Origin of the sequence: Lentzea miocenica (genome assembly GCF_033949945.1) — a bacterium.
GTDB classification, from domain to species: domain Bacteria; phylum Actinomycetota; class Actinomycetes; order Mycobacteriales; family Pseudonocardiaceae; genus Lentzea; species Lentzea miocenica.
On record NZ_JAXAVW010000015.1, the window covers coordinates 140411 to 160761 of the forward strand.

Here is a 20351-nt window from a genome sequence, read left to right on the forward strand (position 1 = left end):
CCGAAATCTAGTCGATGACCAGCACCAACTTGCCGTCGCGGAAGAACGGGGTCAGGTTCCCGCGCGTGTCGACGGTGTGCGTGCCGCGCGGTAAAACGACCTCGATGGCCGTGAACGCCAGGATGTCCGAGACGCCGTGACGGCCGCGCAACGACCGTTGGCCTTGGTACCGCAGAGCGCGTCCCTCGCGGCGGTGTTGATGGGCCTCGGCAGCAGTGGAGGCGCCTACTCGAAGCGCCTCCGGGCCTACCTGACGTGCTGAGAACGCGCCGCGTACGGAGACGCCGAAACCCTGGGCGACCAGTGAGTTCACCACTGCGTCCGACGGGGGCACTGGCAGGAGGAAGGACATCGCGAAGTGGCTGTCGACCTCGTGCACCACGACCGTTCGGGCCGTGGTCAGCACTGTGTCGTGCAGCTCCAACGCGATCTTCTCCGCTTCCCAGCGGTTTTCATAGCCGGCGTCGATGCCGACGAAGGTGCTGGTCACCTGACCTCCACGAAGATCGGGTTGGTGTAGCACCACAGGTCCTCCCACGGGTTCGCGGCTCCCGGTGTGTCCGCCTGCGGTTCGAACGCGCCGCGGTTGCCGTCGGTTCCGCGCAACCGGAGGTAAAAAGGCTCCCGGACGTTGCGGAACGTGTGCGTGAAGACCGCATAGTGCCAGCGCGGCTCGTAGGATCGCTCGACCTTCACATGTGGCGTGGCCAACGTTTCAGATGATGATCGTCCGGTTACCGCGCCCTTGATGAGGTCCAAACGGCTCAATCGTGGCACGAAACCCGCGCTGTTGGGGCGAGTTGCCAGACGTGCCTTGACCAGCACGGTCACGTCCGAGCCGCGACGCACCCGCAGGCGGCCGCCCATCGTCGCGGTTCCGCCGGATGCGTAAACGTGGAATTGAAGATCATCTACCAGCCCGCCGTGCGAAACCCACGCTCGGCCTGCCCTCAAGCCCTCCATCACCGCGCCCCGCGTCCGCCGGGTGGCGCCGACGACGGTCCGGGAGAACTCGCCGGGGAAGAAGTCGACGTAGGGCGGCAGAACCTGGGGCACGCCGCCCTCGATCGCGTCGAGGTGCTTGCCGGTCAGGTCGAACTGGTCGCCCGGCTCCGGCACTCGGACGATCGTGTCGCGCGAGTTGAAGTGCGAGTCGGAGTTCGACGTGATCCACCAGCCGAGCCCCTCGGCGAGCAGCGAGTCCCAGACGCCGCCGACCTTCGCTGTCATCCAGTCGAAGCCGCCGTAGGTCCTGTAGGCCTCGGGCGGATAGGGCGCGTAGGAGTTCGAGCCGGGGCTGTTCGCGTACCCGCCGCGGTGGCCGCCGGGACCGCGCAACGGGTCGCCGTCCCCCTGCGCTCCGGGCGCGCCCTCCATGCCGACAACGATGTCGGGAGCCAGGTCACGCAGGGCGCGGAGCTCGTGGGGCGCCACCCGGCCGTTGCGCATCGGGTGGTTCACGAACACCAGCGCGGACTTCATCGTGCCGTTGCGGATCTTGGTCTGGAGCCACCGGACCGCGTCCAGCGCCTTGCGCTCGTTGGCGGGGTTCGACGCTTCCTGGCCGTTGAGCCGCCAGTCGAACTGCCGCTCGAAGTCGCGCAGCACGCCGGCCTCGTCACGGCAGTCCTCGAAGAACACCGTCGCGTGCTCGGCTCCGGGAACGTTCCACTCCATCCCGTGCCACAGCAGCAACTGCGGGAACTTCCGCTGGGCGCGCTTGATGTCCGCCGCCGTCGCCTCGACGGAGTGCGCCTCGTGCGACGCGTGGCCGTGGTCGGTGATCACGAGCCAGTCCGTGCCGTGCCGCAACGCACCACGGATCTGCTGCTCGATGGTGTACATGCCGTCGTACGAGTACTGCGTGTGTGCGTGGTGGTCGCCGGAAAGCCACTGGTAGCGGTTGGTCGCCGAGGCGGTACCGGTGCCCAGCGCTCCCGCCACACCCAGCACGCCCGCCCCCTGGAGAAAGCGTCTGCGGGCTACTTCGGACATGGCTGAACCTCCACGCGACGGGTCGGGGTCCGTGGAGGCTAGGCCGATCGGGTGTGGTGGAGGTGGACGCGAAATGAACTAGATCGGAAGCAGGTCCACCCAGTCCAGGAACGGCAACGCGCCCGTCCCCTGCAACGCCGCGAGACCCAGCCAGATCGACAGGATCGTCACGATCGGCCCGACGATCGCCATCTCGACCACGCCGCCGGTCTTCATCCGCATGATCTTCGGCGGCGCCACCGGGAACCACGTCTTGCCCATGATCGGGATCGGCCACAGGATCGGGCAGCCCTGCTCGGTGATCGCGTCACCGATGTAGTGCGCGAAACACCCGATGCCGACCGCGATCCCGCACGCCGCCGCGGAAGCGTCCGTCTGTGCGGTCCACGCGATCATCGCCCAGGTGATCCCCGCCGACACCACGGTGATCAGCAGCGCGTCCTGCTTGGGGCACCAGTCGTTCATGATGCCGCGCACCGCCAGTCCGGCGAACACGAACATCAGCACGGGCAGCGCCCACTTCTGGCTGTTCTGAATGACCGCGGCGGTGAAGACGGCGGCGAACATCGCGAAGACGAGCGTGTGCGTGAGACCGCGATGTCCGCCGTCTCGCTTGGAGTCTCTTTTCAGGCGCGTTGTCCGGTAAACGAAGCTGCTCAACGTGTTGATGCCGGCGGACAGCCCGCTGCTCAGTGCTCCGAACGTGCGCGAGATGGTCGATCCGGGGTGGTCCAGGTCGGGCAGAAGTGCCGCGCCAGTGGCGAGAACCGCACCAACGGCCCAGCTCTGCGGCGAAAGCTGGCCGATCGGGTGAGTTGACGCGATCGCGGTGACGGCGCTCCAGGCGAGCAGCCCGCTCATCGCATGTGTTGGCCCAGTTGACACTTACGCCCTTTCTGATGATCACCCGACCGTGCTGACAGTAGTCGTTGCTTGAACGCCGCCGGAGCGAAACTCGTTCAACGGCGAAGAAGATCGACTCCTGCCAGGTGGGGCCCTCTCTCGTGGTGACCAGTGGGCGAGAGGACTACGGTTCACACCAATGGCGCAGTGCTGGGCGCCAGTTGAATCGATGTAACCAGGGTCGCAGGCACAGGACGGCGATTTACCAGTACGCTTGTCCTGCTTGCATCGTCGCGAGAGGAGCGCCCAGGATTATGGGCAAGATCAAGGTTCAGGGCACCGTCGTCGAACTCGACGGCGACGAGATGACCCGGATCATCTGGCAGTTCATCAAGGACAAGCTGATCCACCCGTACCTGGACGTCACTCTGGAGTACTACGACCTGGGCATCGAGCACCGGGACGCCACCGACGACCAGGTCACGATCGACGCCGCGAACGCCATCAAGAAGCACGGCGTCGGCGTCAAGTGCGCCACCATCACCCCTGATGAGGCGCGCGTCGAGGAGTTCGGCCTGAAGAAGATGTGGGTCTCGCCGAACGGCACGATCCGCAACATCCTCGGCGGTGTCGTCTTCCGCGAGCCGATCATCATCTCGAACGTCCCGCGGCTGGTGCCGGGCTGGACGAAGCCGATCATCATCGGCCGTCACGCGCACGGTGACCAGTACAAGGCCACCAACTTCAAGGTGCCCGGCGCCGGCAAGCTCACGATCACGTTCCAGCCGGAGGACGGCTCGGACCCGATCGAGCACGTCGTCACCGAGTTCCCGGCGGAGGGCGGTGTGGCGATGGGCATGTACAACTACAACAAGTCCATCGAGGACTTCGCCCGCGCCTCGTTCTCCTACGGCCTGCAGCGGGGCTACCCCGTCTACATGTCGACGAAGAACACGATCCTGAAGGCCTACGACGGCGCCTTCAAGGACATCTTCGAGCGCGTGTTCAACGAGGAGTTCAAGGCGGAGTTCGACGCCAAGGGCCTCACCTACGAGCACCGCCTCATCGACGACATGGTCGCCGCGGCCATGAAGTGGGAGGGCGGCTACGTCTGGGCGTGCAAGAACTACGACGGTGACGTCCAGTCCGACACGGTCGCGCAGGGCTTCGGCTCGCTCGGCCTGATGACGTCGGTCCTGATGACGCCGGACGGCAAGACGGTCGAGGCCGAGGCCGCGCACGGCACCGTGACGCGTCACTTCCGCCAGCACCAGGCCGGCAAGCCGACCTCCACGAACCCCATCGCGTCGATCTACGCGTGGACCCGTGGCCTCATGCACCGCGGCAAGCTGGACAACACCCCCGAGGTGATCCGCTTCGCCGAGGCGCTCGAGGAGGTCGTGATCGAGACCGTCGAGGCCGGTCAGATGACCAAGGACCTGGCCCTGCTGATCAGCAAGGACCAGGCGTGGCTGACCACCGAGGACTTCCTCGCCGCGCTCGACGAGAACCTCAAGAAGAAGATGGCGTCGTTCTGATCCTCGCCTGATTCACGCAGTCGAAAGGGCCACCCCGGTCACGCCGGGGTGGCCCTTCTCGTTGCGCGTCACCCGGTCGGTTCCTCTTGCGGGTGGTTGCCGCGCCGAGCCCTCCACACGGGACCTCCAGCCGCTATATCTCCAGGTCTGGGCATTAGCGGTCAGTCGGAGGCAGCGCGATGTTGGGTGTACCGGTCAGGGGATTGATCGTGTTGGGCGTGCTGGGCGTCGCCGGGGTGATGTTCCTGGTGAACGGCGGCAAACCGATCGGCGGCAACGAGAGCACGGCGGGGGTCTGCAAGATCACGGTGACAGCGGACATCCTCAACGTCCGATCGGGGCCGGGTGACATGCAGCCGATCGTCTCGACCATGCCGCGTGACGCGGTCGCCGACGCGCAGGCGCGGGTCGAGAACGGGTACCGCATGCTGAGTGACCGGCGCTGGGTGAGCCAGCAGTTCGTCGCACTGACCAGCGACTCGACCTGCAAGTAGCGAAAATTCCAGGTGTTTCCCGGTCCGGTGAGCCCTTTCCAGGCCAGGTCGCCCTCCCTAGGATTGATCCGGCTGGCCTAGCGCGGTCAGCCGGAACGCGCCGCCACGTGTTCGAAGTGCGTGCGGCGAAGGGACGTATCCGGTGGCGGTCACGAGTTCCGTGGTGTCCGACCGCAAGCGTGAGCTGACAGCTGTCCGCGGGGCGCTGGAGGAGGCGCTCGCAGGCGCTCCTTCGGTGGTGTGCGTCGAGGGCCGCGTGGGCATGGGCAAGACGTCGGTGTTGTCCGAGACCGTGCGGATGGCCCGTGAGCTGGGTTTCGAGGTCTTCCGGGCGCAGTGTTCCGTCTCGGAGTCGGGGTTCCGGTTCGGTGTGGCCGCCCAGCTCTTCGAGAGCGAGGCCGACGAGATCCTCGACGGAGGCGCCGACCAGGCGGCCATGCACCGGTTGCACCGGCTGGTGCGTGAGATCTCGCTGGATTCTCCGGTCCTGCTCGCCATCGACGACGTGGAGCAGGCCGATGCCCCGTCCCTGAACTTCCTCTCCTACCTGCGCAGACGGCTGGGTGAGCTGCCGGTCGCGGTCGTGGTGACGCGGGGGCTCGCCGCAGACGCGAAGCCGTTGCTGCGCGAGGTGGTCGGCGATGCCGTGCGTGTCCGTCTCGCTGGTCTTGATCAGCTCGCCTGTGCCCGGTTCCTGCGGGCGTTGTTCGCCTCCGGCGTCACCGACGAGGTGGTCGCCGAGTGGCGCGTGGCCACCTGCGGCAACCCGTATCTCCTCGGCCTGCGCCCTCGTGACCTGGGCGAACGGGCCGGCGAGCTGGTGGCACGGCTTGCGCAGGCAGGTTCTCGGGTCGTGGCGCTGGCGCGGTCGTTCGCGGTGCTCGGCGAGGCGGACCTGGGGCTGGCTGGTGCGGCGGCCGGTCTGTCGGCGGCGGAGGCGGTCGAGGCGTCACGGACGCTGAGCGGCTTGGGTTTCGCGGGCGTGCCGATGGTGCTGGCGACGTTGGCGCAGAGCACCACCGCGCTGGACAGGGCGGCGATCCACGCGCGGGCGGCGCGGTTCCGGCACGACGACCAGGCGCCGGTCGACGTCGTCGCGGCGCACCTGCTGGAGGCCGCGCCGATCGGTGAGGACTGGGTGCGGGACGTGCTGAGGGCCGCCGCCCGGCGGTCCACTTCGGACAGAGCGATCGCGTGCCTGCGCAGGCTTTTGCGCGAGCCGCTGCCGGACGACCTGCGCGGCGAGGTGCTGGTCGAGCTGAGCGAGGCGCAGTCGCTGGTCGATCCGGGCGCGGCCCTGGCGTCGTTGAACAAGGCGGCCAGCGCGTCGATGGACGTGCTGGCAGAGGGACGGATGGCGTTGCTGCTCGCCTACGACCTCGCGGGACGGCGGCTGTACCGGGACGCGGTCGCGAAGGTCGAGTCGGTGATCGCGCGGGTGTCCGGCGTGGACGCGGATTTGGCTCAGCGACTGGATTTGTACGCGTTGTCGCTGGGGCTGGAGGAGTCGTTCTTCTCCGGTGAGGTGGAGACGCGGATCGCGCGGTTGCTGGGCTCGCGGATGACTTCGGCGCGCAACGAGCGGTTCCTGAACACGCTGCTGGCCTGTCGGGGCGCGACGATCGGCGCGAACCTCGGGGAGACGCGGCGGCGGGTGCAGGCCTCGTTGCCGCTGCAGATCGGGCGAGACCTGATCGACCAGTTCTCGTTCGCGCACCTGATCGTGGCGTTGATCGGCATCGACGAGTACGAGCTGGCGGACCGGCAGTGCGAAGAGGCGCTGAAGGTGACGTCCGAACGCGATCTCGCCGTGTGCGCCGCTCTGGTGCAGGGACTGCGTTGTCACGTGGCGCGGCGGCTGGGCGCGTTGTCCGATGCGGAACGGTTTGGCATGACCTCGCTGACGCGGCTCGATGCGTTGGGCGCCAACCAGGACGGCAACGTGGTCGCCTCCGTGGCCGGGCTGGTCGGCGCGTGGGTGGACACCGGCGACACGACATCAGCGCGTCGTCTCGTGCGCGAACGCTCGTTCGACGGCGACCTGCCCGAGTATTCGCACTACCAGGCACTTCTGCATCAGCGCGGCCGTCTGCACATGGCTCTGGGCGACCCCGTCTCGGCGTTGCGCGACCACCTCTCCTGCGGCGCCCGGATGGAACGACGCGGCGCGCGCAACCCGTCGTTGCAGCCGTGGCGCTCGCATGCGGCGTTGGCGCACTTGGCGTTGGGGGAGCGGGACCAGGCGTTGCGGCTGGTTGCCCAGGAGCTGGAACTGGCGCGCGACTGGGGCCTCGCCGTGCCGATCGGCGTCGCTCTGCGGGTGTCCGGCGTGGTGGCGGGAGATGTGGGGTTGCTGGAGGAAGCCGTGTCGACACTGCGCACCACCCCGGCCCGGCTGGAGTTGGCGCGGGCGTTGGTCGACTGGGGCGTGCTGTTGCGTGCACTGGGCCGCGGCCCGGAAGCACTGGCGGCGTTGCGGCAGGGCCACGACATGGCGAAACGGTGTGGCGCGATCCCGCTGATGGGCGTCGCGGCCCGCGAACTGCGTGCCGCCGGCGGTCGTCCCGCGCGAGTGCCGTCGGGTTCGGTGCTCACCTCGCAGGAGGACCACGTCGTGCGGCGCGCGGTGCTGGGCCTGACCAACCGGCAAATCGCGGCGGAACTGTTCGTCACGCCCCGAGCCGTCGAACTGCACCTCACCCGCGCGTATCGCAAACTGGGCATTACCGGCCGGCGCGATCTGGCCGCGGCATTGGAAAAGGCCGGCGCGTGAGGGCGGCGCCGGCCTTTTCTACCAGTCCTACTTGAGAACGATGATGCCCGAGGCGAAGATCGTGGCGCCGACCTTCTTGCCCTTCACCTCCACCGTCGCGCCGACCTTCAGGTCACCCGAGATGATGGTCTGCACGACGTTGTAGTCCACGTCCACCGTCGTGGAGGCGTCGACCTTCACCTTGATGGACTTGCCCTTGACGACCGCGACGACCTCGCCGGTCACGTTCGCCGCGGCCTCGGCCGACTGGCTCGCGGCCGGCGTGGCCACAGCCTGGGCGGCACCCCCGAAGAGCACGGCGGTGGCGGCGAGACCGACGAGAACACCCTTGATCGCGTTCATTTCTTCTCCTTGATGCTTTTCGTGCTTCGGGGAGATTTCCTGGGCCCGCTTCGAATTTGGCCCATGCGGATCCGCACGCTCAAGGGGTCGCCGTGAGTCTTTCGTTCTCGCCGAACTCGCGCTTTGCATTGGTCAACGACTTCGGTGGCGTGTGGCAAACTTGCGGGCATGCTGCGGAACATGTTTCGGTGGGGCCGGTCGAGAGGCGTCACGCAGTGCTCCTGCGACCCCGAGTGGCAGGGCCTCTACACCGAGATCGACGGCCAGCGCCAGCTAGCCCTGCCCCGCGACGAGATGGCCACGCTCGTCGGCTACCTCGACCTCACCGCACACTGCGCGGGTTGCAACGCCGAGTACCCGAAGCCCTGGGGCCTGGCCTCCAAGTAGGCTCCCCGGTCGTGCTCACGGTCTCCACGATCAACGTCAACGGCCTGCGCGCCGCCGCCAAGAAGGGCTACCTCGAGTGGCTCGCAGCCTCCTCCGCGGACGTGGTGTGCCTGCAGGAAGTCCGCGCCGAACCCGCTGAGCTCGCTCTGGACGTGCATTCACCCTCCGGCTGGCACGGCGTGTACGCCCCGTCGTCACTGAAGGGCCGTGCAGGCGTCGGCATCCTCTCGCGCGTCGAACCGTCATCGGTGCGTGTGGGGTTCGGAACCTCCGAGTTCGAGTCGAGCGGCCGCTACCTGGAGATCGAACTGCCGGACGTCGTCGTGGCGTCCCTGTACCTGCCCTCCGGAGACGTGGGCACCGAGAAGCAGGACGAAAAGGACCGCTTCCTGGCAGCCTTCCTGCCTTACCTGGTGTCGCTGCGAGAGAAGGCAGCCGTATCGGGCCGTGAGGTGCTCGTGTGTGGTGACTGGAACATCGCGCACCGCGCCGAAGACCTGAAAGCGTGGAAGACGAACCAGAAGTCATCTGGCTTCCTGCCTTACGAGCGCGAGTGGATGTCGTCGGTGTTCGCCTCCGGGTACACGGACGTGATGCGCTCGCTGCACCCCGATGCCGTCGGGCCGTACTCGTGGTGGTCGTACCGCGGCAAGGCGTTCGACAACGACTCGGGCTGGCGGATCGACTACCAGGTGGCGACGGACGGGCTGGCTGCTCGGGCTCAGTCCGCGGTGGTGGAGCGGGCGGCGACTTACGCGGAGCGCTGGTCGGACCACGCGCCGGTCACCGTCGTCTACTCGGACTGACCCGGCGTCGGAGATCAGGCACAATCGTGCCGAGGAGGTGATGAGGGTGCACGAGATCGTGGCTGCCAATCTGGCCGAGATCGAGGACCTGTGCAGGGCGCTGGGCGTCCGGCGGCTCGACGTGTTCGGATCAGCCGTTGGCGACTCGTTCGACGTGGCGACCAGTGACGTGGACATCCTCGTCGACTTCGAGGTCGGGAACGATTTCGATCACTTCGGCACCTACTTCGCGTTGAAGGAAGGGCTGGAGCGGATCCTGGGCAGGCCTGTCGACCTGGTCGTCAGCACCAGCATCCGCAATCCGTACTTCCGGCAGCAGGTCATGGAGACCAAGGAAACTCTGTATGCGGCGTGATCCACGGACGTACTTGTGGGATGCCCTCCGCGCCACCGAGTTGATGGCCGAGTTCAGCAGCGGCAAGACCTTCACGGACTACCTTGCCGACGCGATGCTGCGGTCAGCCGTCGAGCGGCAGTTCGAGATCACCGGCGAGGCGCTCAACAACCTGTCGAAGGTTGATCCGAACCTGGCCGCGTCGATCCCTGACCTGCGTCGCATTGTCGCCTTCCGCAACATCCTGATTCACGGCTACGCCAGCGTGGACGACGCTCTGGTGTGGCAGGTGCTCACCGAGAAGCGGCCACAGCTCGAGGAGCAGCTTCGGCAGTTGCTCGCGGGGCTGGGCTGAGCGCCGTCGTCTACTCCGACTGACCCAGCCCGACCAGCCTTTATCGCTCTTGTCCCCCGCCTGACGGCTCGATTTCACCTGCGCGCTCCCTGAACATGAACACGATTCAGCATCGATGAATCGGGGGCGCTCATGACGGGTTTCAATCGGCGTTCGTTCCTGCTGGCGATGGGCGTGGGCGCCGCAGGCGTGCCACTCCTCGACACCCAGGCGTTCGCGTCGACCGCAGGCACCACGCTCGACACCACGGCCACGCCCATCGGCGCGAGCGGCTACCGCAGGCTCGCGGCGGGCCCTGGCTGGCCGACGGTCGTGCGCAACGACCTCGTCCAGGCCAAGGTGGGCCGGGAGGCCCGGCGCCAGGCGTTGACCAGCTTCGTGCAGTTCAGCGACATGCACATCTGCGACGCCCAGAGTCCGCTCCGGTTCGAGTATCTGCACCCGATCATGGGGTCCAGTGCGCACCGGCCGCAGGAGGCTCTCACCACGCAGGGCTCGACGTCGCTGGTCAAGCGGGTCAACGCGGTCAGGAACGGTCCGTTGACCGGTCGGCCGTTCGACTTCCTCATGACGACCGGTGACAACACCGACAACCACGAGGACATCGAGCTCGACTGGTTCCTCACGGTCCTCAACGGCGGCCGGATCACGCCGAACACCGGCGATTCCCGGTACGAGGGCGTGCAGAACGCGGGCATCAAGACGTTCTGGCAGCCCGACCTCAGCGGCAGCGACGACTACAAGGCCGCCGGATTCCCTCAGCTGCAAGGACTTCTCGACGCGGCGGTGCGGGAGTTCAGCAGCCCCGGCCTGAACATTCCCTGGTACTCCACGATCGGCAACCACGACGACAGCGTGGTCGGCGCGCTGCCGGACGGGCTGCTCGACAGCTGGTACACCGGGCGCAAGAAGATCGTCGGGTTCGGCGACCCCGTGCAGAACGCGAAGGTCGCGCAGGCGTTCAACGACCCCAAGGCGATCCCTGAAGCGCTTGCCATCCTCGCGAGCGGCGGCGTCGTCCGGACCGTGACGCCTGATAGTCGACGACGGCTGTTCGACACCGGCGAGTTCGTGCGCAAGCACCTGCCGTCGGGTGGGCACGGCTACACGGAGGCGAACGCGGACGGCGTCGACGTGTTCTACACGTTCCGGATGGCGCCTGGCGTCACCGGCATCAGCATGGACACCACGAACCTCGCTGGGTTCTCGACGGGCTCGATCGGGCTGCACCAGCTCAACTGGATCGAGAAGACCCTCAGGCGCAACAGCTCGCTCTACTACGACTGGCTGGGCAGGCCCACACGGCAGAACGTCACTGACGAGCTGTTCGTGCTCTTCAGCCACCACACGAGCACGACGATGGGCAACGTCCTGCCGGACAAGCGCCGGCCGTTGGATCCGCGCATGAACGGCGACGCGTTGGTCAACTTGTTGCAACGGTTCCCGAACGTGCTGGCGTGGGTGAACGGGCACACGCACCGCAACGTGATCACGCCGCACCGGCACGACACGCCGAGCCGGAGCTTCTGGGAGATCAACACCGCCGCGCACGTCGACTACCCGCAGCACGCCCGTGTGATCGAGGTCGCGGACAACGGGGACGGCACGTTGTCGCTGTTCACGACCCTTCTGGAGGCGGATGCGCCGTACCGGGTCGACTACGACGACAGGTCCGACACGGCGTTGGCGAGCCTCTGCCGGGAGTTCACCTACAACGACATCCACTCGCGGACGAACCCGCTGGGCACGCCGCTGGACCGGAACACGGAACTGCTGGTCAGCGTGCGGTGATATGGGATGTCCCACACCCTGCGCACGGTGATCAGGAATTTCGGCGGCCTAAGGTCGTTGACGTGGCAGTGGACATCTCGATAACCGCACCGCAGCCCCGGCCGAGCGCGGCGGCCATGAGGCGTGCGCTGCGCCGGGCCGCTGACGGTGCTGTGCTCGACGCGACTGAAGCGGCCGTGTTGCTGCATGCGCGCGGGGAGGACCTGGACGCGCTGTTGGCGTCGGCGGGCAGGGTGCGGGACGCGCACCTGCTCGCTGAGGGGCGTCCCGGGGTCGTCACGTACAGCCGGTCGGTGTTCATCCCGCTGACGAGGCTGTGCAGGGACCGATGTCACTACTGCACGTTCGCGACCGTGCCGCACAAGGTGCCCGCCGCGTTCCTCGAACGCGACGAGGTGCTGGAGATCGCGCGCAAGGGCGCCGCGGCAGGGTGCAAGGAAGCGCTGTTCACGCTCGGCGACCGGCCGGAGGACCGCTGGCCCGCCGCGAAGGAGTGGCTGGAGGCACGCGGCTTTGAGTCCACTTTGGACTACGTGCGGGCCAGTGCCATCGCGGTGCTTGAGGAAACCGGTCTGCTGCCGCACCTGAACCCCGGCGTGCTGAGCTGGGAGGAGCTGACGCGGCTGCGGCCCGTGGCGTCCAGCATGGGCATGATGCTCGAGACCACGGCCGAACGGCTGTGGAGCGAGAAGGGCGGCCCGCACTACGGCAGCCCGGACAAGGACCCCGCTGTCCGGCTGCGGGTGCTGACCGACGCCGGCCGCGTGAACGTCCCGTTCACCACCGGGATCCTGATCGGCATCGGCGAGACCATCGCCGAGCGCGCGGAGTCGTTGCTCGCGATGCGTCAGATCGCCAAGCAGTACGGGCACATCCAGGAAGTGATCATCCAGAACTTCCGCGCCAAGCCGGACACGGCGATGCGCGGCATGCCCGACGCCGACCTGACCGAGCTCGCGGCGACGATTGCCGTTGCACGCCTGGTGATGCCGTCGACCGTGAGCGTGCAGGCACCGCCGAACCTGGTCGGCGGCGAGTTCGACCTGATGCTGCGCGCGGGCGTCGACGACTGGGGCGGCGTCTCGCCGATCACGCCCGACCACGTGAACCCCGAGAAGCCGTGGCCGCAGGTCGACAAGCTCGTCGACATCACGCGTGAGGCCGGTTTCAGCCTGCAGGAGCGGCTCAACGTCTACCCGCGCTACGTCCGCGCGGCGGCGGGGCAGTGGATCGACACCCGGCTCACCGCGCACGTTTCCGCGCTGGCACAGGAGAACGGCCTCGCGAACCCGGACGCGCCCGTGATCGGCCGCGAGTGGCAGGAGCCCGACGGCGGGCTCGACACGTACGGTCGCGCGGACCTCAACACCGCGATCGACACCGAAGGGCGCACGGGCGACCGGCGTGGCGACTTCGACGAGGTCTACGGCGACTGGGACGAGCTGAAGGTTCCTGTTGCGCCGCAACGACTTTCCGAAGACGTCCAACGTGGACTGAAGATCGCCGCGAACGACCCGGCGGCGTTGCTCGACGACACCGACGCCTCGATGGCGTTGTTGACGGCGGACGGCGACGCGCTCGAAGAGATGACTCGTCTCGCGGACGATCTGCGGCGCGAGGTCGTGGGCGACGACGTCACGTACGTGGTCAACCGGAACATCAACTTCTCGAACGTCTGTTACGTCGGTTGCCGGTTCTGCGCCTTCGCTCAGCGCGAGCGTGACGCGGACGCTTTCCGTCTCTCGGCCGAAGAAGTCGCGGACCGCGCGCAGGAGGCGTGGGACTCCGGGGCCACCGAGGTCTGCATGCAGGGCGGCATCGACCCCAAGCTGCCGGTGACCTACTACGCCGACGTGGTGCGCGCGATCAAGAAGCGTCTGCCGGGGATGCACGTGCACGCGTTCAGCCCGATGGAGATCGTCTCCGCCGCCGCGAAGGCGGGCGTGAGCGTGCGCGAGTGGCTGAGCGAGCTGAAGGAAGCCGGCCTCGACACGATTCCGGGTACGGCGGCCGAGATCCTCGACGACGACGTGCGCTGGGTGCTGACCAAGGGCAAGCTGCCGACCGCGACCTGGCTCGACGTCGTCGGCACGGCTCATGAGCTGGGCATTCGCTCGTCGTCGACGATGATGTACGGCCACGTGGACCACCCCGGCCACTGGCTCACGCACTTCCGGGTGCTCGCGAAGCTCCAGGACCGGACCGGCGGGCTCACCGAGTTCGTCGCGCTGCCGTTCGTGCACCGCAACGCCCCGATCTACCTGGCGGGAGTCGCCCGCCCCGGCCCCACCCGCCGCGACAACCGCGCCGTGCACGCGTTCGCGCGGTTGGCGTTGCACGGACGGATCGACAACATCCAGTGCTCATGGGTGAAGCTCGGCGACGAGGGCACCGCGGAGATCCTCAACGGCGGTGCGAACGACATCGGCGGCACGCTGATGGAGGAGACCATCAGCCGCATGGCCGGATCCGAGCACGGGTCCGCGCGTACTGTGCGTGAGCTTGAAACCCTGGCTTCGCTCGCAGGGCGTAACGCCCGTCAGCGGACTACGACATATGGGCGAGTGCATATCGATCACCAGTGACCGATAGTCTGTTTCGGCGCACAGACGCTACCGGCCTTCGGTAGCTTGGCGGCCAATCAGTCAGCAAGGTTCACCCGTTGCGGGTGGATCTGTGCCTTGGGGAGGCTCGGCAAGTGCACGGCATGAGTCTGGTACTGAGCGCTGCGGTCGAGAGCAGCATGACCGGCACCGCTGCCGGTCCCGTCGGCCTGATCGCGGTCGCGGCGGGTGTGGGCGGTCTGGTGTTCGGCCTGGTGAAGCGCCGCAAGCCGGCCACCGTCACGGCCGCGAACCAGCGCATCGACCTGGTGCGCCAGGACCCCGCCCAGGAGTGATCCGGCTCCACACTGATTCACCTGGTCTGAGAAGATTTCGCCCGTGTCCACGGAGAACGCGCCAGCACAGCCAGCCAAGCGCCCCCGCGTCCTGTCCGGCATCCAGCCGACGGCCGGGTCGTTCCACCTCGGCAACTACCTGGGTGCGGTCCGGCAGTGGGTGGCGCTGCAGGAAGACCACGACGCGTTCTACTGCGTCGTCGACCTGCACGCGATCACCGTGGAGCAGAACCCGAAGGAACTGCGCCAGAACACCCGCGTCTCGGCCGCCCAGCTGCTCGCGCTGGGCATCGACCCGGATCGGGCGACCCTGTTCGTGCAGTCGCACGTCCCGGAGCACGCCCAGCTCGGCTGGGTCATGCAGTGCATGACGGGCTTCGGCGAGGCGTCGCGGATGACGCAGTTCAAGGACAAGTCCGCACGCCAGGAGCAGTCCGTCGGCGTGGGCCTGTTCACCTACCCGATCCTGCAGGCCGCGGACATCCTGCTGTACCAGGCGCACTACGTGCCGGTCGGCGAGGACCAGCGCCAGCACCTGGAGCTGACCCGCGACCTCGCGACGCGCTTCAACTCCCGTTACGGCAAGACCTTCCGCCTGCCGGAGTCGTACATCGTCAAGGACACCGCCAAGATCTTCGACCTCCAGGACCCGACGGCGAAGATGAGCAAGTCGGTGCCCGGCGGCGTCGTCGAGCTGCTGGAAGACCCGAAGCGCTCGGCCAAGAAGATCCGCTCGGCCGTCACCGACACGGGCCGCGAGATCGTGTTCGACGTCGAGAACAAGCCGGGCGTCTCGAACCTGCTGACGATCTACTCGGCCCTGACCGGCCGCACGGTCGAGTCGCTGGTGCTCGACTACGACGGCAAGGGCTACGGCGACCTGAAGAAGGACCTCGGCGAGGTCTTCACCGAGTGGGTCACGCCGGTCCAGGAACGGGTCCGCATGTACCTCGACGACGTGGCCGCGCTGGACAAGATCCTGGCCTCCGGAGCCGAGCGCGCCCGCGAGGTCGCCTCCGGCACGCTGCGCCGCACGTACGAGAAGATCGGCTTTGTTCTGCCTGAGTAGTGCACTTGCACTAGCGTCTTCCGCGTGGACAAGTGGCGGCGGAAGTACGCGTGGCTCGACCACATCATGCTGGCGTACGAGCGCTTCACCGAGAGGTACGGCACGCACTACGCCGCCGCGGTGACGTACTTCAGCGTGCTGTCGCTCGTGCCGATCCTGATGATCGGTTTCGCCATCGCCGGTTTCGTGCTGCAGTCGCAGCCGGACCTGCTGGCCGATCTGCGCGCGGCCATCGCCGAGGCAGTGCCGGACAAGCAGCTGAGCGAGCAGATCAACGAGGCCGTGAACACCGCCCTGGACTCCAAGGGCACGGTCGGCATCATCGGCCTGCTCGGCGCGGCCTACTCCGGTCTGGGCTGGATGGGCAACCTCCGCGACGCGCTGACCGCGCAGTGGGGGCACGCCAAGGAGAACCTCCCGTTCCTCGGCACGCTGTGGCGTGACCTGGTGGCCTTGCTCGGCCTCGGGCTGGCGATCGTGCTGTCGTTCGGCATCACCGCTCTGGGCTCCGGTTTCGCGGAGCAGGTGCTGGAGTGGATGGGGCTGGAGGACGTCGGCTGGGCCCGCGTCCTGCTGAAGATCGGCTCGATCGTCCTGTCGCTGCTGGCGAACTGGATGGTGTTCCTGTGGGTGCTCGCGCGGCTGCCCCGCAAGCCCGTCGGGTGGCGCTCGGCCCTGCGCGGTGCGTTTGCGGCGGCCATCGGGTTCGAGATCTTGAAGCAGGCGGCGACGATCTTCTTGTCGTTCGTGACGTCCTCTCCGACCTCGGCCGCGTTCGGGTCGGTGATCGGTGTGCTGGTCTTCGCGAACCTGGTGGCGCAGTTCTTGTTGTTCATCGCGGCTTGGACGGCCACTGCTCGGGAGAACCGGGAGCCTGAGGTGGTGCCGGCGCCGCCACCTGCGGTGATCCAGCCTGTGGTGTCGGTTCGGTCGGGGCCTTCGCCTTCGTTGATGCTGGGGGCCGGGGCTGTGATGGGGGCGTTGCTCGGGCTTCGGTGGCGCAAGCGCTAGCCGGCCTCAAAAGCCGGGGTGAGAAGCGCCCTGGCCGAGCCCACCCATGGTCCGCGTCAGGTCACCTCCACGATCCGCACCGGCGGCCGTGGCCGGGCCGCAGCCGCCCGGTGTGCCTTCTTCAACTCCCGCGCCACCTGCTCCGGGTGATCCCGCAGCCGGGTCGGCAGCGTCTGCACGACGAGGATCCCCGCGGCTGCGTAGCGGCTGTTGCGGGCGAGGGTTCGTTCGTAGTCCCGCGGGCCGTAGTGGAAGGCCTTCGAGTCGATCTCCCAGGCCAGGCCCACGTCGTCGAACCACGCGTCCGGCCGGCCGATGATCACGCCGTGGGCGTTCGCGATGGTGGCGTTCCAGTGCTGGGTGGTCAGCCGGATCTTTCGGGAGAGGCGCCGGGCGTCGCGTTCGGCGACGGATTCCGCGCGTCCCAGTTCCTTCAGGACGGCGCGGACGAGCTTGGTGCCGTAGCGGTTGGTGGTGGCCTCCGCGCGGAGGCTCTCTGGCGTGCTGCGGCCCTTTTGGATGGCGGCGGCGATCAGGGCCGTGGCGTCGTCGGGCGAACGGAGCTGTCGGCACGCGTCCACGACGGCACGGTCTGCGGACACGAGGGGGAAGCCGTCGACGGTGGACGCCGGTGGCATTGGTGAGGCGCGTTCCAGGATCAGGGTGCCGCTGCCGCGGGCGGTGCCTGGGATCAGGACGTGGATCTCTGGGCCGCGGGCGGGCAGGCCGTGGCGGCGGCAGGCTTCCGCGCCGGTGACCACAGCGCCGGGCCCTGCGCGGAGCAGGGCCGCGGTGAGCTGTTGGTTGCGCGTGGGCGGGCCGTTGTGCAGCAGCACGACACCTGGGTGCATGCGCTGCCACGGCCCGCCCGGGCGGCATTTCAGCCAGGGGTTCGGGACCCCCAGCGACTTCAGGGCGCCGGCACTGATGACACCGAGATCGCTGCGTTCGCGCAGTTGTTCGATTCGCATGTCGTCAGTGTGACGAGCACCACCGACAGTTTCTGGCGGTCAGCGGCGGAGGGCGTTCCTCGCGCGGTCGATCAGCAGCATGAGCGCGCCCGCGACGGCGAGCAGCATGCCGAGTGCCACCAGCCAGCCGATCGACGAGGCACCCGTGTTGGCCAGGCGGTTGTCCTGGTGGCGCGGGGGTGCGGCGACCGGTTTGGTCGTCGTCGGCGGCTTCGTGGTCACCGGAGTGGTGGTGGTCGTTGTGGAAACCGGTGGCGTGGTGGTGGTGCTCGTCGACGTTGCGGGCGTCGTCGTCGTGGTGGTCGACGTAGACGTCGGCGGTTTGGTCGTCGTCGACGAGGACGTCGTTGTGGTCGTTGACGTCGTGGTGCTCGTGGTGGTGGAGGACGTGGTCGTCGTCGGCTTGGTCGTGGTGGTGCTCGGCTTCGTCGTCGTCGTGGGCTCGCCTCTTGCTTCTGGCGAGCGCCACCCCGGACGGTCCTTCGGGCACCACGCGGCGGCGCACACACGGCCGTCGCCGGAGGCCGAGGCCTCCGGTCCGGCACCTGACAGTCCAGCGACCGTCAACACCGCACCCGCGGCGAGAACACCGATGTAGGCGATACGTGACATGGACCGATGGTTGCGCCCGGATACCGCAGGTCGCGCGTGCCGCGCGCACACGTCACCCACGCGTGGACGCGACATCCCTCGATCAGGTCCAGAAGACCGCGATGCCGATGTTCAGCACGACGAGGGACGCGGCGGTCGGCATCAGCCAGGACGGGGCCTTGGGCTTGTTGACGTTGATCGCCACGACGACGGCGATGGCCACGACGACCAGCAGCTTCACGCCGATCTTGATGTGGTCGTACTTCACCGAGTCGACCAGCGGGTCAATGCCCACCAGCGCGACGCCGGTGAGGAGCTGCAGGGCGGCGCCGTGCAGCCAGCCCTTGTTGACCGGCGCGTCCTTGCCGGCCTTGGCCTGCAACATGATCATCGCGACGAGCATGCCCATGCCCAGCAGGTGCAGGAACACCAGCAGCAGGCGTACGAACTCCACAGCGTTTCCTATCGACGTCGAGTGGCCAGGAAGCCCCGCACGCCCAGCACCCCGATGACGGTGCCGAACACGAGCGAGGCGATCACGAGCACCAGGTGCACCGTGAAGAAAGCGGTAGGTCCGTCGCTAAACGAACGAGCGTCGTTCCAGATGTTTTTCAGGAACGTGGGCCAGATCACCCACGACCACACTCCGAAAGCCACCAGGAAGAGTGACATCGGGCGCGAGAGCTTCACGGCGACCAGTATCGGACGTGGTGCGTGCAAGCCGCTAAACGGGGGTGGATAGCCTGGAGGCGTGCCCTTCACCAAACGGCTCATCGTCGCCCTGGTCCTAGCAACGGCCACAGCCGCGTTCGCCGCACCGACCGGCACCGCACAGCAGGCCGCCGGCTCGGCTCAATGCGCGAACCGCGAGACCCCACCGCCACCGGTGGACACGTCCGAGCAGCCGGCGCCGGGCCAGAAGGCCCCGACCGCGCTCGAGGTGCCGGAGAAGCCGATCGGTGGTGACCGGCTGGGCGAGTGCGGCCTGATCCTGCCGCCGAACTCGGCCCAACCGCCGAGCGGCATCACGGCGGCCTCGTGGCTGCTCGCGGACATGGACAGCGGCGCCGTCATCGCCGCGTACGACCCGCACGGCCGTCAGCGCCCCGCAAGCGTCATCAAGGTGTTGCTGGCGATGGTCGTGGCCAAGGAACTGCGCGGCGACCTCGTCGTCACCGCCAGCGCCGAGGACACGCAGCAAGAGTGCACCTGCGTGGGTCTGAAGGACGGCGGCCAGTACACGGTCCGTCAGCTGCTGCACGGCCTGCTGCTCACGTCGGGCAACGACGTGGCGCACACCCTGGCCCGTCAGCTCGGCGGCGTCCCGAACGCCCTGCGCAAGATGAACGCCATGGCCAAGGAACTCGGCGCCCTCGACACCCGCGCCGTGACCCCGTCGGGCCTCGACGCCCCCGGCACCAGCACGTCGGCCTACGACGTGGGCCTGATCTTCCGCGGCGCCATGAAGTACGACGAGTTCGCGCAGGCCATCAAGCTCCAGCAGGCCCAGTTCCCTGGCCGCAACGGCGGCACGATCATGCTGACGAACGACAACCGCCTCCTCGCCAACTACGAGGGCGCGCTCGGCGGCAAGACGGGCTTCACCGACGACTCCCAGCACACCTACGTGGGCGCCGCCGAACGCAACGGCCGCCGCCTCGTCGTCGTCTTGCTGCGCGGCCAGCAAACTCCGACCCGCATCGACGCCCAGGCCTCGAAGCTGCTCGACTACGGCTTCGCGATGGGCCCCGGCGGCGTCGGCAAGCTGGTGGACGGCGCCCCGCAGCCCAAGCCGAACGTCGTCACGACCCAGAACAACGAGGCCTCCAACGAAGTGGCCGCCAGCGACAACGGCACGGGCCGCCCGACGCCGACCGCGTTCGGCACCGTCGGTCTCCCGATCACGGCCGCGGCAGGCATCGCCCTGCTGGCCGGTCTGCTCCTCTACGTCCGCGGCAAGCGGGCCAAGGCGGCACGGGCACGCCGCCAGGCCGCGCAGGCGGCACAGGGCGTCTGAGAGCCAGAACCCCCGAAGGCCCGGTGCATCGAGCACCGGGCCTTCGCTGTGGCGGCCACCTTCATGCGCGGAGTGCGTAACGAGCGGGCCACGTGGCTGCGACGAGGAAGGTGTCTCTGTTCGATGAGCTGAAGG

The 20351-nt window shown here is 67.9% G+C and carries 22 protein-coding genes; 14 read left to right on the forward strand and 8 right to left on the reverse strand.

Annotated features, from left to right (window positions below; all coding sequences use genetic code 11):
* Positions 1-7 precede the first annotated feature (7 nt).
* From SK803_RS19795 to SK803_RS19805, 3 genes are all read right to left on the reverse strand, one after another.
* Positions 8-490: a hypothetical protein gene (locus SK803_RS19795; protein WP_319967500.1), complete on the reverse strand. Its 483-nt coding sequence runs from the start codon at positions 488-490 to the stop codon at positions 8-10.
* Positions 487-1995 (reverse strand): PHP domain-containing protein, encoded by a 1509-nt coding sequence (locus SK803_RS19800; RefSeq protein ID WP_319967501.1) that lies wholly within the window; start codon positions 1993-1995, stop codon positions 487-489. The genes SK803_RS19795 and SK803_RS19800 overlap by 4 nt, the downstream gene beginning before the upstream one ends.
* A gap of 78 nt (positions 1996-2073) precedes the next feature.
* Positions 2074-2880, reverse strand: coding sequence for a metal-dependent hydrolase (locus SK803_RS19805; protein ID WP_319967502.1), 807 nt, complete (start codon positions 2878-2880; stop codon positions 2074-2076).
* Positions 2881-3152: 272 nt separating this feature from the next.
* On the opposite strand from SK803_RS19805, the gene SK803_RS19810 reads away from it, so the two are divergent.
* The 3 genes from SK803_RS19810 to SK803_RS19820 all read left to right on the forward strand — a co-directional run bounded on the left by SK803_RS19810 (position 3153) and on the right by SK803_RS19820 (position 7643).
* On the forward strand, positions 3153-4376 hold the full coding sequence (locus tag SK803_RS19810) for an NADP-dependent isocitrate dehydrogenase (protein ID WP_319967503.1): 1224 nt from the start codon (positions 3153-3155) through the stop codon (positions 4374-4376).
* 209 nt (positions 4377-4585) lie between these two features.
* Complete coding sequence (locus SK803_RS19815) at positions 4586-4870, forward strand: SH3 domain-containing protein (protein WP_319967504.1); 285 nt, start codon at positions 4586-4588, stop codon at positions 4868-4870.
* 142 nt (positions 4871-5012) lie between these two features.
* Positions 5013-7643 (forward strand): LuxR family transcriptional regulator, encoded by a 2631-nt coding sequence (locus SK803_RS19820; RefSeq protein WP_319967505.1) that lies wholly within the window; start codon positions 5013-5015, stop codon positions 7641-7643.
* A 27-nt stretch (positions 7644-7670) separates the two neighbouring features.
* On the opposite strand, the gene SK803_RS19825 is transcribed toward SK803_RS19820, so the two are convergent.
* Positions 7671-7985 (reverse strand): hypothetical protein, encoded by a 315-nt coding sequence (locus SK803_RS19825; protein WP_319967506.1) that lies wholly within the window; start codon positions 7983-7985, stop codon positions 7671-7673.
* 168 nt (positions 7986-8153) lie between these two features.
* Here SK803_RS19825 and SK803_RS19830 point away from each other — a divergent pair, with 168 nt between their 5' ends.
* The 9 genes from SK803_RS19830 to yhjD all read left to right on the forward strand — a co-directional run bounded on the left by SK803_RS19830 (position 8154) and on the right by yhjD (position 16637).
* Positions 8154-8372, forward strand: coding sequence for a hypothetical protein (locus tag SK803_RS19830; RefSeq protein WP_319967507.1), 219 nt, complete (start codon positions 8154-8156; stop codon positions 8370-8372).
* Between the two features lie 11 nt (positions 8373-8383).
* Positions 8384-9178 (forward strand): exodeoxyribonuclease III, encoded by a 795-nt coding sequence (locus tag SK803_RS19835; protein WP_319967508.1) that lies wholly within the window; start codon positions 8384-8386, stop codon positions 9176-9178.
* Between the two features lie 40 nt (positions 9179-9218).
* Positions 9219-9533, forward strand: a complete 315-nt coding sequence (locus tag SK803_RS19840; protein WP_319967509.1) for a nucleotidyltransferase family protein — start codon at positions 9219-9221, stop codon at positions 9531-9533.
* On the forward strand, positions 9523-9867 hold the full coding sequence (locus tag SK803_RS19845) for a HepT-like ribonuclease domain-containing protein (RefSeq protein ID WP_319967510.1): 345 nt from the start codon (positions 9523-9525) through the stop codon (positions 9865-9867). The genes SK803_RS19840 and SK803_RS19845 overlap by 11 nt, the downstream gene beginning before the upstream one ends.
* Before the next feature lie 132 nt (positions 9868-9999).
* Entirely contained in the window at positions 10000-11658 is a 1659-nt protein-coding gene (locus SK803_RS19850) for a TIGR03767 family metallophosphoesterase (protein WP_319967511.1), read from the forward strand.
* Between the two features lie 62 nt (positions 11659-11720).
* Positions 11721-14243 carry a bifunctional FO biosynthesis protein CofGH gene (locus SK803_RS19855; protein ID WP_319967512.1) on the forward strand — a complete coding sequence of 841 codons (2523 nt, stop codon included), beginning with the start codon at positions 11721-11723 and terminating at the stop codon, positions 14241-14243.
* 122 nt (positions 14244-14365) lie between these two features.
* On the forward strand, positions 14366-14557 hold the full coding sequence (locus SK803_RS19860) for a hypothetical protein (RefSeq protein ID WP_319967513.1): 192 nt from the start codon (positions 14366-14368) through the stop codon (positions 14555-14557).
* Positions 14558-14600: 43 nt separating this feature from the next.
* Positions 14601-15626: a tryptophan--tRNA ligase gene (trpS, locus tag SK803_RS19865; protein ID WP_319967514.1), complete on the forward strand. Its 1026-nt coding sequence runs from the start codon at positions 14601-14603 to the stop codon at positions 15624-15626.
* A 24-nt stretch (positions 15627-15650) separates the two neighbouring features.
* Positions 15651-16637 (forward strand): inner membrane protein YhjD, encoded by a 987-nt coding sequence (gene yhjD / locus SK803_RS19870; protein WP_319967515.1) that lies wholly within the window; start codon positions 15651-15653, stop codon positions 16635-16637.
* A 56-nt stretch (positions 16638-16693) separates the two neighbouring features.
* Here yhjD and SK803_RS19875 read toward each other — a convergent pair whose 3' ends face one another.
* On the reverse strand, positions 16694-17608 hold the full coding sequence (locus SK803_RS19875) for a hypothetical protein (protein WP_319967516.1): 915 nt from the start codon (positions 17606-17608) through the stop codon (positions 16694-16696).
* A 39-nt stretch (positions 17609-17647) separates the two neighbouring features.
* On the reverse strand, positions 17648-17830 hold the full coding sequence (locus SK803_RS19880) for an LPXTG cell wall anchor domain-containing protein (protein ID WP_319967517.1): 183 nt from the start codon (positions 17828-17830) through the stop codon (positions 17648-17650).
* 10 nt (positions 17831-17840) lie between these two features.
* Here SK803_RS19880 and SK803_RS19885 point away from each other — a divergent pair, with 10 nt between their 5' ends.
* The gene (locus SK803_RS19885; protein WP_319967518.1) at positions 17841-18206 is read left to right on the forward strand and encodes a hypothetical protein; all 366 of its coding nucleotides are present in this window, start codon (positions 17841-17843) and stop codon (positions 18204-18206) included.
* Positions 18207-18302: 96 nt separating this feature from the next.
* Here SK803_RS19885 and SK803_RS19890 read toward each other — a convergent pair whose 3' ends face one another.
* Both SK803_RS19890 and SK803_RS19895 read right to left on the reverse strand, forming a co-directional pair.
* Complete coding sequence (locus tag SK803_RS19890) at positions 18303-18653, reverse strand: hypothetical protein (RefSeq protein ID WP_319967519.1); 351 nt, start codon at positions 18651-18653, stop codon at positions 18303-18305.
* An 8-nt stretch (positions 18654-18661) separates the two neighbouring features.
* The gene (locus SK803_RS19895; RefSeq protein ID WP_319967520.1) at positions 18662-18889 is read right to left on the reverse strand and encodes an SCO4848 family membrane protein; all 228 of its coding nucleotides are present in this window, start codon (positions 18887-18889) and stop codon (positions 18662-18664) included.
* 61 nt (positions 18890-18950) lie between these two features.
* On the opposite strand from SK803_RS19895, the gene SK803_RS19900 reads away from it, so the two are divergent.
* Positions 18951-20216 carry a D-alanyl-D-alanine carboxypeptidase family protein gene (locus SK803_RS19900; protein ID WP_319967521.1) on the forward strand — a complete coding sequence of 422 codons (1266 nt, stop codon included), beginning with the start codon at positions 18951-18953 and terminating at the stop codon, positions 20214-20216.
* The last annotated feature ends 135 nt before the right edge of the window (positions 20217-20351 follow it).

What these genes read in the sequence shown, in the direction of transcription:
- SK803_RS19875 (WP_319967516.1), bottom strand. Translation starts at nt 17,608, where the DNA reads ATGCGAATCGAACAACTGCGCGAACGCAGCGATCTCGGTGTCATCAGT.
- SK803_RS19825 (WP_319967506.1), bottom strand. Translation starts at nt 7,985, where the DNA reads ATGAACGCGATCAAGGGTGTTCTCGTCGGTCTCGCCGCCACCGCCGTG.
- SK803_RS19845 (WP_319967510.1), top strand. Translation starts at nt 9,523, where the DNA reads ATGCGGCGTGATCCACGGACGTACTTGTGGGATGCCCTCCGCGCCACC.
- SK803_RS19850 (WP_319967511.1), top strand. Translation starts at nt 10,000, where the DNA reads ATGACGGGTTTCAATCGGCGTTCGTTCCTGCTGGCGATGGGCGTGGGC.
- SK803_RS19840 (WP_319967509.1), top strand. Translation starts at nt 9,219, where the DNA reads ATGAGGGTGCACGAGATCGTGGCTGCCAATCTGGCCGAGATCGAGGAC.
- SK803_RS19860 (WP_319967513.1), top strand. Translation starts at nt 14,366, where the DNA reads ATGAGTCTGGTACTGAGCGCTGCGGTCGAGAGCAGCATGACCGGCACC.
- SK803_RS19810 (WP_319967503.1), top strand. Translation starts at nt 3,153, where the DNA reads ATGGGCAAGATCAAGGTTCAGGGCACCGTCGTCGAACTCGACGGCGAC.
- SK803_RS19800 (WP_319967501.1), bottom strand. Translation starts at nt 1,995, where the DNA reads ATGTCCGAAGTAGCCCGCAGACGCTTTCTCCAGGGGGCGGGCGTGCTG.
- SK803_RS19830 (WP_319967507.1), top strand. Translation starts at nt 8,154, where the DNA reads ATGCTGCGGAACATGTTTCGGTGGGGCCGGTCGAGAGGCGTCACGCAG.